Here is a 16,084-nt window from a genome sequence, read left to right as displayed (position 1 = left end):
TTTTAAAGCACTTTATAATATGTCATATTTTCATCATCTTTTTTACCACCAAAAGCTTCATAAAATCCTTGTGCCTGTTTATTCCATGTCAAGCATTTCCATTCTAACTTACAGCAATTTTCGATATGGGCTATTTTTTCAAACTCAGTTAATAAATTCTTCCCCAAACCTTTTTCTCTATTTTTTTCCCGTAAAAAAAGATCATCCATATAAGCAATTTTTTTTCCATAAAATGTTGATATCATATAAAAATATGTCAAAAGACCTGCTGGTTCACCATTTTTATCAAAAGCTATTATTGCATGCAGCAAATTTTCTTTAAAAAGCTGTTCTATATCATTTTGGGTACTTCGACAAATACTGGTAAGGTCCTCATATTCTGCTAATTCATGAATCAATATTGCTGCTATACGCCATAACTTCGGTGTTTTTGCCAATTTTAAAGCATACATTGCCATCCCCACTTTTCTCTACTTGAAATTTTATTCCATTCTTACACTAATAAACCTATTATTAATAATAAATTTCATCATCCTTACTCCAACTGTGAAATTATAATAAACTATTTAAAACAGCTCATGTGCTATAAACAATTTTCAGTCTTGCTTTATTTTACGCAAAAAAGCTCTTCTCTGCAAGTATACGAGCTAACTTAACAATATAAATAAAAACACCTGATATTAAACAATACCTTATCATTGTTCAATACCAAGTGCCTCACTTTCTATTGCTATACTTTTTTACAAGGCAGCTTATTTACTGCTGATCACTCTACGGACAAAATACAGCATTGCTAAAACACATACGACAAACCCTAAAATACGTGCTGTTGGAGCAAACCCCGGACCGACAAGTGCCAGAGGATTACCACTGCCACCAGTCGTTACAGACATAACAATGATAACCGCAACAATAACTCCCATGAGACTTTCACCAACTATTAATCCTGATGCAAACAATACCCCACGGCGTTCGTGCTGTTCAACAACTTTTTTAACATCAGCAACCTGTTTTTTTTCTGCCCTTTTCTTCAAATATTTATGAATAAAATATGCTGCTACGGCCCCTACAACCAATGGTTCATCAGCAGACGGTGGTAAATATATGCCCATACCAACAGCTAATGGTGGCAATGTTAATGCTGGATTCATTTTCTTCAGAAAAATATCTACTATAATGACTACTATTCCTACAATGACTCCTAAGCCAATAAGTGTCCAATCAACATTATGATTAAATATTCCCTGGGCTATCGTAGTCATCAAATTTGCCTGTGGTGCTGCCATAGCCTGTGAAGTATCCATACCAGCACGCGGCATAGCACCTACAAAACCATACGCCTGATATAAAAGATTTAATATTGGCGCAATAATAATCGCGCCAAATACACAACCAATTAATAATGCTACCTGCTGTTTCCATGGCGTAGCTCCAACCAGCTGGCCTGTTTTCAAATCCTGCAGGTTATCATTAGAAATCGTTGCCGTTGAAAATATTAAACTCGTAATAAAAATAGCAAATGCTATAGCAAATTTTTTCCCCATAGGATCTGCAAATATTCCTTGGGAAGTACCCACCAATAAAATCAATATTGAAGATATTATTATACCAATAAGCCCTATTCCCGAAATAGGACTTGACGATGAACCAACCAACCCGGCCATATAGCCACAGGCTGCTGCCACCAAAAAACCTATAATCAAAACTGCTACTGTACCTAAAATAGTAAAACACCATAAAGTACTTCCGGTAAAACCAGCAGCTGCAATGAATGAATATATTGTTATTATCATACCGATTATTATTAAAATTAGTAAAATACCCATTGAGCGTGGTGACATGTCTGTATCCGTACGATGCGTAGTTTTTTCTATATCATTAGTATGCAACAGTTCTTTCATGCCGGAAATAACCGGTCTCATAAGTGTGAGTAGTGTCCATAAAGCAGCAATACCGATAGTACCTGTACCAATAAAACGAACTTTAGCCGACCATACTGAAGTAGCAAAAGCTACTAAATCCATACCAGTTTTAGGTTCTAACAAAGTTGTAAAATACGGTGTAAAAACACCCCATGCAAGAAACATTCCTACCAACATAGCAATACCACCGGCAAGACCTATAAGATATCCTGCACCGAAAAGAGCCAGAGAAAGTCCCAGTGTAGCACTGAAGACTGCCTTGCCTATAGAAAAAGCCCAGCTTATTTCCCCGGAGAAAAATCTAAAACCACTAGTACATAAGCTTACCACTGCTGCTAGTATTCCGCCTATTCCTATTTCTTTAATCCCATTATCTGTGTTTTCTTCCTTAGTTGTACTATCGTGGGAAATACTGCCAGCCCGTAATATTTCTGCAGCTGCCCTACCCTCTGGATAAGTCAAATCACTATGTACCACCATTACCCGACGCAATGGTATCGTAAACAATACTCCAAGTGCTCCGCCGCATAGGCAGATCATAAACGTCTGCCATAAAGGAAATTCTGTCCAATAGCCGCTCATCAATAATCCCGGAATTATAAAAATAACTGCTGATAACGTACCTGCTACTGATACTTGTGTCTGCACCATATTATTTTCCAAAATATTTGAGTTAGCAAACATCCGCAAAATAGCCATTGAAATAACTGCCGCCGGTATTGATGACGAAAAAGTTAGTCCTACCTTCAGACCCAGATACACATTAGATGCAGTAAAAATACCCGTTAGAATCATACCTAAAAACATACCGCGAAAAGTCAGCTCGGGCAGATTCACCTCATGAGCCATAACATCAATTGATTCTTTCATAAAAATCCTCCTACTGTAATTTTATCCGACGACTAATAATATCCCTGCTCCCATAATATTTACTGCCTGAAAAATATTTAAGTTCTATAGATAATGCCGGCTAATATCCAGATAACAAAGACTGTACTAAAATCATTCTCATCGGAATGTAATAAATTAATAGTACATAATATTTGATTAAACACACATCCATTAACTTATTGACACTATAATATGATAACCTGTGTCGGGCAAAATGTAAACCAGTATAGTTAAAGTTCTTGCATATATGTCTGTTTATTCTGTTGGAGGAAGATACAAGAAAAAAGTCGTATCAACATTTTCTCTGCTCTCTGCTGCTAACCTGCCACCATTCTTTTCAGCTAAGGCTTTAGCTATTGATAACCCCAGCCCGCTCCCATCATACTTCTGTACCGTAATTGAACGATAGAACCTTTCAAATATATGGGGTAAATCTTCCGCTGAAATACCACAGCCTGTATTTACGACTGATACTACTGGTATAGTTTCTTTATCTATGCTCAATGTAATATGCCCATTTTTAGGCGTATACTTAACCGCATTATCAATAAGTATTGTCAAAATCTGTTGTAAATGACTTCTGTCAAAATAGGTTTTTATCTGATCATTTTTATTTACTATTACTATTTTTATATTCTTATCCTCAGCAATAGATAAAAATCGTACTGCTACACCATTTACAACATCATTTATGATGATTTTCTGTTTTTTTATACCTATAGCACTGCTATCACATCTTGCCAGCAGTAATAAATTTCCAATAAGCATTTTCATTTTTAATATTTCACTTTTCATATCGCCCATGATTTCTTGGGAAAACACCGTAAGTTTATTATCCGTATCATCTTTTAAAACATCCAGTCCTGATAATAAAACACTCAGCGGTGTGCGCAGTTCATGTGATGCATTAGCAGCAAAAAGTATCTGTTTTTCAAAAGATTCTATTATTGGTTGCATAGCCTTATTAGCCATATATTTAGCTGCCTTGTTAACTCCCAGTAGTGCTATTCCCCAAAGGATTATTATCCATAGCAATAATCTTCCCAAAAACATAAAGTCCTTACTTATATCAATACCCACGTATACTTTTCCTACATATATATTGTTATAATAGGCTGCCTCACGCGAAATAGTAAAAAATCGTAATTCATATTTCGGCGTAATGACAAAATGAAATTTTGTCTCACCGTTTATCAATAAATCTTCATTTATTAACCGCTCAACAAGTGTCCTGCTCCATTTTATTTTGTTATCCATTTTAACAATTTTGCCATTTTTATCATACATATAGTAAAATACTTTATCCAAGTATTTTTGGCTTTGAATGCTGTTTGTCGTAATTCCCAACAGTGGCTGCCCATTATTTATAATGTAACTGAGTTCCTCTGCTTCTTCTGTTGCCAGCAAATGCGCCTGACTAACTGCATTATTATATACTAGTGAACAAGCAAAGCCATATACCAGTACTAATAAGACAAATATTATTATTCCCGTAAGCCGTATATAACGATGAACCAGCCGCTGGCGAAACTGTGAAAATATTTTCACATTTATCCCTCTATTCTATAACCAATCCCGTGAACAGTCTTTATTATATTTTCTACCCCGGCATCTGCTAATTTTTTGCGCAGCAATTTTATCAAAGCATCAAGGGCATTAGATGTTATTCCCTTTTCACTGCTCCAGATATAATCTATAATCTGCTCACGCGGCAGTGTTGTTCCTTTGTGCTGTAAAAGGATATTAAGTAGCTGGAATTCTTTTTTTGTCAATTGCAGATCATTGTCATTAAAATATGCTGTATATGTTCCCCTATCAATAGCCAATCCCTCAGAAAAATATACAATATCATTTTCATATTTTTTATTCTGCCGGCGCATTACGGCTCTTATGCGTGCCAGTAACTCAGGAAATTCAAAAGGTTTTACTACATAATCATCTGCACCATTTTCTAATCCTGCTATTTTATCGTCAAGTGTATCTTTTGCTGTAAGCATTATAACTCCACAGTTTTTGCCCTTATTTCGTATGCTGGCACATACATCCAGCCCACTTTGCTGCGGCATCATCCAGTCCAGCAATACTATGTCATAATCAACAACATCCGCATAATTAATGGCATCTTCACCATTATCCACAGTATCAACACTATAACCTTCTTTTCGCAAAAGGAATGCCAACATCTTAGAAAGTTTATTATCGTCTTCTGCCAGTAATATTTTCATCTTATTCTCCACTATTTGCATTATCAATTTAAATCAATTTAACAACTATATTATAAATCTATATAAAATTATTTTAGGATATTTTTCTGATTTTTTTCTGAATAAAATACCACATGATATCTTAAAAATACATATAAAATATACTTTTTCATAAATATTTCATTTCTATCAGGTAAACTATTTATGAGAAATATATCGGTTATCACATATTTTAGCAAAACTTTCTTTACCTTGCGTAAAGCCGGTATAATGATATAATAATTTTAGTTGTATATGAAGAAGGGAGCATGTTCGTGCATATTTTAAATGCCCGGCAAAAACGACTTGCTGTTATCGCCGTTATTATCTCTATCATTGCTTTATATCTTGTCCATATTGGCGACTATCCGCTAATGGATCCTGATGAGGGACGCTACTCAGAAATTCCTCGGGAGATGCTTGCCACAGACAATTTTATAACACCACGGCTAAATGGTGTCGAATATTTTGAAAAACCTGCCCTACAATATTGGCTTACAGCTTTTTCTATGACTATTTTGGGGCAAAATGAGGGAGCTTCCCGCGTTGTCCCCGCACTTGCCGCCATAATTAATATTTTACTCACAGCTTATGCCGCCCGTCTTATGTTTACAAACCGTACGGCATTACTGTCCGCTATCATTCTCGCCACTTCCACGCTTCATATAGTTGTTGGATCTATAAATATTCTTGACATGCTTATAACAATGTTTATAACTTTATCACTTGTTTCATTTTATAAGGCCCGGCAGACTCAGAACAGATACTGGTACCTGCTTTTCTATGCAGCTATGGCACTTGGTCTTTTAAGCAAAGGACTTATCGGTATTATCCTCCCTTTAGGTGTTATTTTTTGGTATATGGTTTTTACCAAACAATGGTCTATTATCCGCGACATTATCTACTGGCCGGGAATTTTGTTATTTTTTATCATCAGTATCCCCTGGTTTTATCTTGTATGCCGGGATAATCATGATTTTTTTTATTTCTTTTTTATACGTGAACATTTTCTTCGCTTTGCCACGAAAATTGAACACAGATACAAACCATTTTGGTTTTTCATCCCTATGATTATACTAGGAACATTTCCGTGGATGGGTTTCATTCCCTCATTATTCAGCAAAAAAGGTGTACTATTTAAATTTGATTCCGAACAAAACAAGCATAATATTATTTTTCTCTTAGCATGGTTTTTAGTTATTTTTATATTCTATTCTTTTTCCGATTCCAAACTTGTCCCATATATCATGCCATGTTTTTCCCCTATTGCCATTTTACTGGCAGCTTCTATACGTCGCTCCGCCCAGCAGAACCGTTGGATAGGCAATGGTTTAATTTTAAATTGTATTGGATGGTTCCTTTTCACAGCTGCCCTGATCTGGTATTCTCTGCATGCTGACTATTTAAGTGCCTGGCAGATATTCCGCAAAGGCTGGCTCATTTTTGCTTCACTGTCCGTAGGATTGATTGGCATAATATTAGTTTGGAAAAGGACAAAACAGATACGCTGCACAGTTTCTGCCCTGGCTTTAGTTTCTTTTCTCTTCGCCTGTGGTCTGCAATCAATACACGGACAAGTTGCTGTTCAGCGTACTGCTAAATACGTTGCCCAGTCCATCAATACTATGCAGCAGCCAAATGATGTAATTGTTTCTTACGGAGATTATATTCAGGGATTACCCTTTTATTTGAAGAAACGCATCATAGTTGCATCTTATCTAGGTGAACTTGAATTTGGCGCAGCTCATCCTGATGGACAAGGATGGTTCATCAATGATCAGCAATTAGCCGCTTTATGGCATAGTAACAAACGTGTATTTATCGTATTTGATAAGGGCAAACAGGCTTCCATCGAAAAACTTATCAAACCGCCTTCTAAGATAATACATCCTCGCGGTGGATATTATTTTATCGTAAATAAACCATAAACATATTTTAATTAAAGGAGTTAATATTAATGAGAACAGATTTTCTGCCCTTTTCTAAACCAACTATAAGTGAAGATGCAATTGCCGATGTTTGTGATTCTATTCGTTCCGGCTGGCTCGCCATGGGACCAAAAACAGTAGATTTTGAAAAGAAATTTGCCGAATATACAGGAGCAAAATTTGCCATATCAGTTAACTCAGCTACAGCTGGCCTCCATCTGGCAGTTATGGCAGTCACACAGCCAGGGGATGAAGTAATTACTACTCCTATGACTTTTGCCAGCACCGTAAATGCCATTATTTACGCTGGAGCAGTACCTATATTGGCAGACATTGATCCTGTTACTTTAAATATAGATCCTAAAAAAATAGCAGAAAAAATAACCTCCAAAACCAAGGCTGTTATTCCTGTACATTTTGCTGGCCGTCCCTGCAACATGGATGCTATTGAAAAAATTGCCCAGGAACACAATCTTGCTATAATTGAAGACAGTGCCCATGCCCTAGGTGCCAGCTATCACGGGAAAAAAATCGGCAGTGGAAAAGGTCCTCGCCGTATTGCTGTATTCAGCTTCCATCCTACCAAAAACATCACTACTGGTGAAGGTGGTATGATAACTACCGATGATGAAAAAGCTGCTGATCAAATGTCTGTTCAGCGTCAAAATGGTATGGACAAAGGTGCTTGGAATCGTTTTGGCGCAAAAGGGAAAAGCCATTACGACATTTTTATTCCTGGACTAAAATATCAGATGATGGATATACAGGCAGCTATCGGCCGCGATCAATTAAAATATTTGGAAAAGTTTAACAAGCGGCGTACTGAAATAATAGAAAAATATAATACAGCATTTGCCGGTATAGATGGACTTACCCTGCCTGCACCAATAGAAAAAGGCTGTGTTCACTCCTGGCACATATATACCCCTCTGCTTGATAGTAAAAAGCTTGGTTTTACCCGCGATGAATTTATGGAAAAAATGAAAGAATATAATATAGGTACAGCATATCATTATCAGGCACTGCATTTATTCAGCGGTTATGCTAAAATAACCGGTCTAAAAAAAGGTGATATGCCTGTTGCCGAGGAAATTGGGGAAAAAATAGTATCCCTGCCATTATTCCCGGCAATGACAAATGAAGATATCACCGACGTAATCGAAGCTGTTACAAATATTTGCAAATAAACTTTCTGAAAGGTGAAACAATGTCTCCTGAAATTTCAATAGTAATCCCTGTATACAATGAAGAGGAATCTCTGCCACGTTTATTTGACGAATTATATCCTGTCATGGATAAACTAGATAGAAGTTACGAAATTATTTTTGTCAATGACGGCAGCCATGATAAATCATTTTCCCTTTTATATGATTTTCAAAAAAAGCATCTTGAAACAGTCCGGTTTATTGATTTTAATGGTAATTTTGGTCAGCATATGGCAATTATGGCCGCCTTTCTACATGTACGAGGCAAATATATTATCACACTAGATGCTGATCTGCAGAATCCTCCGGCAGAAATACCAAAATTAGTACAACAAATGGATGCCGGCCATGATGTTGTTGGTACCTATCGGCAGAACCGTCATGATCCTGTATTTCGTAAAGCAGCATCAAAAGTAGTAAATAAAATAACTAATAATATAACCGGTCTTCATATTAATGATTATGGCTGTATGCTGCGTGGATACAGTCGAAGGATTGTTGATATAATAGCCCATAGTAACGAATCAACAACATTTATTCCTGCTTTAGGACAGAAATATGCTGTAAATCCTATCGAGATTCCTGTCAACCATCGTGAACGCGAATTTGGTACTTCAAAATACAGTATGTTTCGTCTTATAAGGCTTAACTTTGATCTTATGACCAGCTTTTCTCTGTCACCGCTCCAGTGGGTCACTATGAGCGGTATGGGCATAAGCATATTAAGTTTTATCCTAGTTGCTTATATGCTTATCCGCCGTTTTATAATCGGTTCTGAAGCAGATGGTCTTTTTACTTTAATGGCAATTCAATTCTTTCTTACTGGTATTTCCATAATGAGTCTTGGTATTATTGGTGAATATATCGGCCGTATTTACAAACAAATACAAAAACGCCCGCGTTTTGTAATAAAAGACATCTGGGAAAAAAAGGATTCCGGTGATAAAAATGACTAACCAGCGGCCCCGTATAGCTTTATTCGCATACAGCCAGCCAGGATTTGCCTGTCTTGAAGAACTGATTAAACTCAAAGCTAATATTTCTATTGTCTTTACTCATATAGATGCTCCTGATGAAGAAATCTGGTTCGATTCCGTTTATTCCCTGGCACAAAAAAATAATATAACAGTTTATCGTTCCAATAAAATTGATGCTGCTGCTCTGGAACTTTTTAAACAGGCTTCTCCCGATATTATTTTATCAGCATATTATCGCGCCATAATCCCTGACAGTTTTCTTACTACACCGCGCCTTGGTGCTTATAACCTGCATGGTTCCCTTCTTCCTAAGTACAGAGGACGGGCTTGCATAAACTGGGCTGTCTTAAAAGGAGAAAAGCAAACTGGTGTTACTATGCACGTAATGACAAACAGAGCAGATAAAGGAGATATTATTGCCCAAGAAGCTTTTCCTATAAAATTTACCGATACAGGGCATGATATATTTCTAAAAACCAGCCAGACAGTAAAAAACATCATTAAAAATTACTTGCCGCTGATTGAAAGCAGCACTGCACCCCACTTTCCTCAGGATGAATCACAGGCTACAAAATTTGGCCGACGGCGTCCTGCTGATGGAATTATCAACTGGGACAGTGATGTTATTGATATTTATAACCTTATCCGTTCTGTAACCCATCCTTTTCCTGGTGCTTTTACTTTTTACAAGGGAAAAAAAATATTTATCTGGTGGGCTGTTCCTTTAGATGAAAAAGAATTTATTCCTCTTCCCGGTGTACAAGGAGCAAAAAATAAATTAGAATATAAATCAGGTGATATAATAAATACAAATAATAAAATAATAATAAAATGCCAGCATGGCTATTTATTATTAAAAACAGTCGCCCACCCTCATGATATTGATTGCCTGCCCACAAGCAAAGCTTTTTCGGCAATATTCAAAACAGGGAATCAATTAGGTTGAAATCAATTATAAAGGAGATATGCTTTAATGAAAATTTTCATAACCGGCATTAATGGATTTATCGGTTCTCATCTATTACGTGCCATCTTATATAAAACAGACTGGCAGGTTCAGGGATTTGATCTACATGATAATAACTTAGATGAATTTAAAGATAATCCGCGTTTTTCAATGAAAGTCGGTGATATCTTTAAAGAATCCGCCTGGCTGGAACAAGCTGTAAAGGATAATGATATAATTCTGCCATTGGCCGGTATTGCCCGTCCAGCTTATTACATAACCCATCCTTTATGGACTTTTGAACTAGATTTTGAACAAAATTTAAAACTCGTGCGGAATTGTGCCAAATACCATAAGCGCGTCATTTTCCCTTCAACCTCTGAAGTATACGGCATGCCTACAGAAAACAGCCGCATAATGATAGAAGATGAAAGCACGCTGACCCTTGGTCCAATAAAAAAATCCCGCTGGATTTACAGCTGCAGTAAACAAATGATGGATCGTGTAATTTTTGCTTTCGGTCAGGAAGAAAATATGCCATTCTCTATTTTCCGTCCGTTTAACTGGGTAGGCCCCGGACTTGATACTTTTAAAGACGCCTCCGAACATAAAGCCCGTTCTATTACCCAATTCATCTATGACATTTTATACACTGGTAAAATAAACCTTGTTGGCGGCGGCGCACAAAAACGTTCTTTTATCTGGGTTGGTGATGGAATAGACGGACTTTTAACCATAATAAAGAATGAAAATAATAAAGCTGCCGGTGAAATTTTCAATATTGGCAATCCCAATAATCACTATTCTATAAAGGAATTAGCTATTATGATCATCGACGAAATGAAAAATTATCCTCAATTTGCTGACAAAGCTGCTAAAGTAAAACTAGTGGATATTCCTGCAGCCAAATATTATGGCAAAAATTATGATGATATGCAGGATCGTGTTCCATCTATTCAAAAAATAAAAGATTTGTTGAATTGGCAGCCAAAAACATCTTTACGTGAAGCTATAAAACAAACGCTTGACTTTCATGCAGCAAATACTTTAAAGGATTTATGATTTAATGTCTAAGAAAATTGCTATAAAAATAGATGTTGATACCAAACGAGGCTATGAACAGGGTGTGCCTAACATGCTCAACATCTTCCAAAAATATAATATACACGCTTCATTTTTCTTTTCCATGGGACCTGATAATTCTGGCAAAGCCATCCGACGCATTTTCCGTAAAGGTTTTTTAAGTAAAATGCTGCGCACAAAAGCACCGGCAACTTATGGACTAAAAACAATGCTGTATGGAACACTGCTGCCTGCTCCATACATTGTTGAACCTAATCCAGCTCCACTACTGCGTGCCCTGGAAGACGGACATGACTGTGGTATCCACTGCTGGGACCACGTATACTGGCAGGATAAACTACCCCATTTAAGCGAAGATAAAATTCGTCAACATTTGACTATGGCGTGCAGCCTGTTTGAAAAAACAGCTCATCAAAAGCCCCATTTCTGTGGTGCGCCGGGGTGGCAGGTAACACCAGCCAGCTTAAAAGTTCAACAGGAATTCGGCTTTGATTTTTGTTCTGATGTACGTGGCTACTATCCTTTTTATCCAGTTATGAATGGACAAGACTTTTCGCCCATACAAATCCCCGGCACATTGCTGACTATGGATGAAGTCTTGGGAATAATGGGTGTAACTGATGAAAATATTGTTGATTACTGGCTAAAAAATTGTGATAAACTGTGGAATGTTTTTACCATCCATGCTGAAATGGAGGGACTATCAAAACTCTCCATTCTTGAAGAATTTATTGTCAAAGCTAAACAACAGAACTTTGAATTTGTTCTTCTAAAAGAAGGTAAAAAAGTTCCTAACATAAAAAAATGCCGCGTTTACACCGGTACATTACCTGGACGTGCTGGCACTGTAGCACGCCAAAGTGATCCTATAAATTAATACCGATAAAAATATATCCATTGACGCCATAAAATCTATATGTTATCATATTACTTATAATTTTGCAGAAAATCTTAATATCCACATATTTTATTACGATATGGCTGATTAGAAAACTAAAGGCCAGACAATAAATACTACTCTTATATTTATTGTCTGGCCTTTTTTTGTGTTAATTTCATACCATATTAATATTGTTTTTAATAAAAATCATTAGAGGAACCCACCATGAATAAAAATATTATCCTGCTATTGTTTTTCCTTGTTTTCCTGACTATTGCCATATATACCATTGAACAACAACACAAACATATCGAACTTATAAATGTTTCATACGATTCCACGCGAGAATTATATAAACAATACAATGAAGCTTTCAGCATATACTGGAAAAACAAAACAGGCCAGGTGATTAATATTATTCAGTCACATGGTGGTTCCAGTTCTCAGGCCCGTTCAGTCATCGAGGGTAATGACGCTGATGTAGTTACACTTGCCAGTGCCTATGATATTTCTGTCATTGCCAGTCACCAGCTGATAAATGATAACTGGGTATCCCGTCTGCCGCAGCAGAGTACCCCTTATACTTCAACAGTAATTTTTCTTGTCCGTGAGGGCAATCCCAAATCCATTCACTCCTGGCATGATCTCATAAAAAAGCACATTCACATCATAACAGCCAATCCCAAAACATCAGGTGGAGGACGCTGGAATTACCTGGCCGCATGGGCTTATGCCTATAAAACATATAATGGCAATGAATTCTTTATAGAAAATTTCATGCAGCAATTGTTTGCTAATGTTTTGACTCTCGATTCGAGTGTCCGCAGTGCTACCACTTCCTTTGTCGAAAACAACCAAGGTGATGTCCTTATAAGTTGGGAAAATGAAGCACATTTGATAACAAAAAAATATCCTGGCAAATTTGAAATAATTTCACCTGCTATCAGTATTTTGGCACAACTACCTGTAGCTTTAGTTGATAAAACCACCACTTATAAAAACATCCATACTATCGCTGAAGCTTATTTAAAATATCTCTATTCCCCCACTGGACAAAAAATAGCTGCTGAAAATTTTTACCGTCCAGCAAACAAACTGATTTTACAAAATATTCCCATATTTTTAACCTACAGATGGATCTTGTAAAAATTACTGATCCTATGTTTGGCGGCTGGGTAAATATCCAGCAAAAACATTTTTCAGATGGTGGCATTTTCGACCAGATATACAAAAAAAATTTTAAGTGAAAGGAAGCTGGCATAATGTCTGTAAATAACAACCATATTACTATTATTCCCGGCTATAACCTATCCATCGGCATTACTATTTTTTATATTAGTTTTATTATTTTATTACCGCTTATTTCTATGTCCATAACAACGTCCCATATGACCTTGACACAGTTCACTGCCGTTATTTTTGATAAACGTGTACTTGCCAGCTTTCAAATAAGTATTATCTGCTCTCTGACAGCTGCTGTCATTAATTGCTTCTTTGGGACTATCTTGGCCTGTATCCTGGTTTATTATAAATTTCCTGGCAGAACCATCATTGATAGTATGATTGAGCTTCCATTTGCCATTCCCACCGCAGTAGCCGGTATTTCCCTGGCTGCACTTTATTCCCCTAACGGCTATATTGGTAAAATAGCTGCAACATGGGGACTATATCCTGCTTATAGCAAAGCCGGCATAACAATCGCCCTTATTTTTGTGACCATCCCTTTTGTCGTACGGACTATTGAGCCTGTCCTGCAGAATATAGACCCCGCCTTCAAAGAAGCTGCATTTACTCTTGGAGCCGGACAATTTACGGTAATACGCAAAATTATTTTCCCGGAAATTTTTCCCACGCTGCTACTGAGCGGCGGTTTAGCCTTTGCCCGTGCCATGGGAGAATATGGCAATGTTATTTTTATAGCTGGCAATATGCCCTATAAAACCGAAATTGTCCCTTTATTGATAATGATAAAACTTGAACAGTTTAATTATCCACAGGCAACTTCTATTGCTATAGTAATGCTGCTATTATCCTTCATAGTCATGTTTATATTAAATTCACTGCAAATTTATTATCAGAAAATCATTACCGGAGGAAAAAATTAAAATGGCTTTTTCAAATATCCTGCCACGACAAATAAATTATGTTAAATACATTATGTTAACTTTGAGTATGGCCTTTGTTTTTATTATGTTGGTAATGCCGCTGTCCGTAATTTTGCATGAAGCCTTTAAACACGGATTATTGTCTTATATAGCCGCACTAAACAATAAATTTACCTTACACGCTTTGAAACTAACTCTGCTGACAGCTTTTACTGCGGTCTTCTGTAATACAGTTTTCGGTCTTTATGCTGCATGGGCTTTAACACGTTTCCAGCATAAATACAACAGGCTTTTATCTGCTGTGATCAATATTCCCTTTACTATATCCCCTGTAATAGCCGGCCTTATTTTTTCAATGACGTTTGGACGAAGTGGCTGGGTACACCCTCTGTTAGAAATTATACATATAAAACTCCTGTTTACCATCACTGCTGTTATTTTAGTAACCATTTTTGTAACTCTGCCTTTTATTATACAGACTGTAATGCCTGTATTGATAGCTCGCGGCATACAGGAAGAAGAAGCTGCTTCACTTATGGGCGCAGATGGTTTCACTATTTTTCGTAAAATAACTTTTCCCCATATAAAATGGCCACTGTTTTACGGCATTATACTATGCGCCGCACGGGCAATGGGTGAATTTGGTGCTGTTTCCGTAGTATCCGGCCATCTTCAAGAGAAAACAAATACACTGCCTCTGCTCATAGAAATTTTATATAATGACTTTCAAATGTCTGATGCTTTTGCTGTATCAACTATTCTGGTTTTTCTGGCTTTACTTTTATTACTTCTTAAAAGTTTTATTGCCGCAAAATAACTTCATTAAAGGAAGTACTGACAATGTATATTACTTTCAGCAACATAAATAAATCATATAATAACTGTAAAATCTCCGATAATGTGAATTTTTCTTTACCCGCAGGCTCACTATCAGCACTCTTAGGACCTTCCGGCAGCGGAAAAACAACCATACTGCGCATTTTGGCCGGCCTTGAAACTCCTGACACTGGCCGTGTTTTTATTGACGGCCGGTGCGTCAACGACATTCCGCCATCCCAAAGAGAAATAGGTTTTGTTTTCCAAAATTATGCTTTATTCCGCTATATGACAATTTCTGAAAATATAGCTTTCGGCATGGAAATAAAAAATGTTCCTTCCGTAAAAAAAATCGCACGTGTTAAAGAACTTTTAGAACTTATTGGTTTGGAAAGTTTTGCCAGCCACTATCCGGCTCAGTTATCAGGAGGACAATGCCAGCGAGTCGCTTTCGCCCGTGCCATTGCCCCTGAGCCTAAAGTACTTTTGCTCGATGAGCCATTCGCCGCCATAGATATAAAAATCCGCCAGGAATTACGCCAATGGCTAAAAAGAACTATAAAAGAACTACATATTACCAGCATCTTTATCACACATGATCAAGATGAAGCCAATGAAATTGCTGACGAAATACTTATTGTCAATAAAGGCCATATCGAACAAAGTGGTCCTCCCATAAGTATCTATAAAAATCCACAAACTCCCTTTGTTGCTCAGTTCATCGGTAACAATTCCTTAGTAAAAAATTATGGACAATTTAAAGGTTTTTATTATCAGCCGAATTTTACAGCTGCTATCATCCGTCCTGAATTTATTTCCATACTAAAAAGATATAACCATTGCCAACCTCCTTATTCTATTGAACCAGCTGTCATAAAAAATATTATTTTTCGCGGTTCTTATCTGGATGTAACCCTAAAAGTAAAAAACACTATATTGAAAACGACCTGGCCCATAGAAAATGGTCTTCTAGAAGCGGCTGGAAGTGGGCAGACCTTAACGGATAATGCCGAAGGACAAGATATAGTCTGTGCTTTATGGAAACATAAAGGAGTTCATAAGAGAACCGCATAGGAAGCAGCGAGCCC

General features: G+C 37.0%; 14 protein-coding genes. 10 read left to right on the top strand and 4 right to left on the bottom strand.

Translation table 11 applies throughout. The features are described 5' to 3' along the window. Positions 1-2: 2 nt before the first annotated feature. From I6760_RS07600 to I6760_RS07585, 4 genes are all read right to left on the bottom strand, one after another. Positions 3-452 carry a GNAT family N-acetyltransferase gene (locus I6760_RS07600; protein WP_196593879.1) on the bottom strand — a complete coding sequence of 150 codons (450 nt, stop codon included), beginning with the start codon at positions 450-452 and terminating at the stop codon, positions 3-5. 300 nt (positions 453-752) lie between these two features. Further along, positions 753-2,792, bottom strand: coding sequence for an OPT family oligopeptide transporter (locus tag I6760_RS07595; RefSeq protein WP_196593878.1), 2,040 nt, complete (start codon positions 2,790-2,792; stop codon positions 753-755). Between the two features lie 276 nt (positions 2,793-3,068). Then, complete coding sequence (locus I6760_RS12935; RefSeq protein ID WP_196593877.1) at positions 3,069-4,361, bottom strand: sensor histidine kinase; 1,293 nt, start codon at positions 4,359-4,361, stop codon at positions 3,069-3,071. A 2-nt stretch (positions 4,362-4,363) separates the two neighbouring features. Further along, positions 4,364-5,038 carry a response regulator transcription factor gene (locus tag I6760_RS07585; protein ID WP_196593876.1) on the bottom strand — a complete coding sequence of 225 codons (675 nt, stop codon included), beginning with the start codon at positions 5,036-5,038 and terminating at the stop codon, positions 4,364-4,366. A 293-nt stretch (positions 5,039-5,331) separates the two neighbouring features. On the opposite strand from I6760_RS07585, the gene I6760_RS07580 reads away from it, so the two are divergent. From I6760_RS07580 to I6760_RS07535, 10 genes are all read left to right on the top strand, one after another. Then, positions 5,332-6,984 (top strand): glycosyltransferase family 39 protein, encoded by a 1,653-nt coding sequence (locus I6760_RS07580; protein WP_196593875.1) that lies wholly within the window; start codon positions 5,332-5,334, stop codon positions 6,982-6,984. Positions 6,985-7,013: 29 nt separating this feature from the next. Next, complete coding sequence (locus tag I6760_RS07575; protein WP_196593874.1) at positions 7,014-8,171, top strand: DegT/DnrJ/EryC1/StrS family aminotransferase; 1,158 nt, start codon at positions 7,014-7,016, stop codon at positions 8,169-8,171. A gap of 20 nt (positions 8,172-8,191) precedes the next feature. After that, on the top strand, positions 8,192-9,145 hold the full coding sequence (locus I6760_RS07570) for a glycosyltransferase (protein ID WP_196593873.1): 954 nt from the start codon (positions 8,192-8,194) through the stop codon (positions 9,143-9,145). Continuing rightward, positions 9,138-10,112 (top strand): formyltransferase family protein, encoded by a 975-nt coding sequence (locus I6760_RS07565; RefSeq protein ID WP_196593872.1) that lies wholly within the window; start codon positions 9,138-9,140, stop codon positions 10,110-10,112. The genes I6760_RS07570 and I6760_RS07565 overlap by 8 nt, the downstream gene beginning before the upstream one ends. A gap of 27 nt (positions 10,113-10,139) precedes the next feature. Next, complete coding sequence (locus I6760_RS07560; RefSeq protein WP_196593871.1) at positions 10,140-11,174, top strand: bifunctional UDP-4-keto-pentose/UDP-xylose synthase; 1,035 nt, start codon at positions 10,140-10,142, stop codon at positions 11,172-11,174. Between the two features lie 4 nt (positions 11,175-11,178). Next, complete coding sequence (locus I6760_RS07555) at positions 11,179-12,072, top strand: 4-deoxy-4-formamido-L-arabinose-phosphoundecaprenol deformylase (protein ID WP_196593870.1); 894 nt, start codon at positions 11,179-11,181, stop codon at positions 12,070-12,072. A gap of 228 nt (positions 12,073-12,300) precedes the next feature. After that, complete coding sequence (locus I6760_RS07550) at positions 12,301-13,221, top strand: sulfate ABC transporter substrate-binding protein (RefSeq protein ID WP_231036156.1); 921 nt, start codon at positions 12,301-12,303, stop codon at positions 13,219-13,221. Positions 13,222-13,337: 116 nt separating this feature from the next. Beyond that, the gene (gene cysT / locus I6760_RS07545) at positions 13,338-14,180 is read left to right on the top strand and encodes a sulfate ABC transporter permease subunit CysT (RefSeq protein ID WP_196593869.1); all 843 of its coding nucleotides are present in this window, start codon (positions 13,338-13,340) and stop codon (positions 14,178-14,180) included. A 1-nt stretch (position 14,181) separates the two neighbouring features. Next, positions 14,182-14,997, top strand: coding sequence for a sulfate ABC transporter permease (locus I6760_RS07540; protein WP_196593868.1), 816 nt, complete (start codon positions 14,182-14,184; stop codon positions 14,995-14,997). 23 nt (positions 14,998-15,020) lie between these two features. Next, complete coding sequence (locus I6760_RS07535) at positions 15,021-16,070, top strand: sulfate/molybdate ABC transporter ATP-binding protein (protein WP_196593867.1); 1,050 nt, start codon at positions 15,021-15,023, stop codon at positions 16,068-16,070. Positions 16,071-16,084 lie beyond the last annotated feature (14 nt).

Origin of the sequence: Pectinatus sottacetonis, from assembly GCF_015732155.1 — a bacterium.
GTDB classification, from domain to species: Bacteria; Bacillota; Negativicutes; order Selenomonadales; family Selenomonadaceae; genus Pectinatus; species Pectinatus sottacetonis.
The sequence above is the reverse complement of the archived record's forward strand: the minus strand, read 5'-3'. Positions and strand labels throughout refer to the sequence as shown.

Coding starts and splice junctions, on each gene's coding strand:
- I6760_RS07600 (WP_196593879.1), bottom strand. CDS start 452: ATGTATGCTTTAAAATTGGCAAAAACACCGAAGTTATGGCGTATAGCA.
- I6760_RS07595 (WP_196593878.1), bottom strand. CDS start 2,792: ATGAAAGAATCAATTGATGTTATGGCTCATGAGGTGAATCTGCCCGAG.
- I6760_RS07585 (WP_196593876.1), bottom strand. CDS start 5,038: ATGAAAATATTACTGGCAGAAGACGATAATAAACTTTCTAAGATGTTG.
- I6760_RS07575 (WP_196593874.1), top strand. CDS start 7,014: ATGAGAACAGATTTTCTGCCCTTTTCTAAACCAACTATAAGTGAAGAT.
- I6760_RS07570 (WP_196593873.1), top strand. CDS start 8,192: ATGTCTCCTGAAATTTCAATAGTAATCCCTGTATACAATGAAGAGGAA.
- I6760_RS07565 (WP_196593872.1), top strand. CDS start 9,138: ATGACTAACCAGCGGCCCCGTATAGCTTTATTCGCATACAGCCAGCCA.
- I6760_RS07560 (WP_196593871.1), top strand. CDS start 10,140: ATGAAAATTTTCATAACCGGCATTAATGGATTTATCGGTTCTCATCTA.
- I6760_RS07555 (WP_196593870.1), top strand. CDS start 11,179: ATGTCTAAGAAAATTGCTATAAAAATAGATGTTGATACCAAACGAGGC.
- I6760_RS07550 (WP_231036156.1), top strand. CDS start 12,301: ATGAATAAAAATATTATCCTGCTATTGTTTTTCCTTGTTTTCCTGACT.
- cysT (WP_196593869.1), top strand. CDS start 13,338: ATGTCTGTAAATAACAACCATATTACTATTATTCCCGGCTATAACCTA.
- I6760_RS07540 (WP_196593868.1), top strand. CDS start 14,182: ATGGCTTTTTCAAATATCCTGCCACGACAAATAAATTATGTTAAATAC.
- I6760_RS07535 (WP_196593867.1), top strand. CDS start 15,021: ATGTATATTACTTTCAGCAACATAAATAAATCATATAATAACTGTAAA.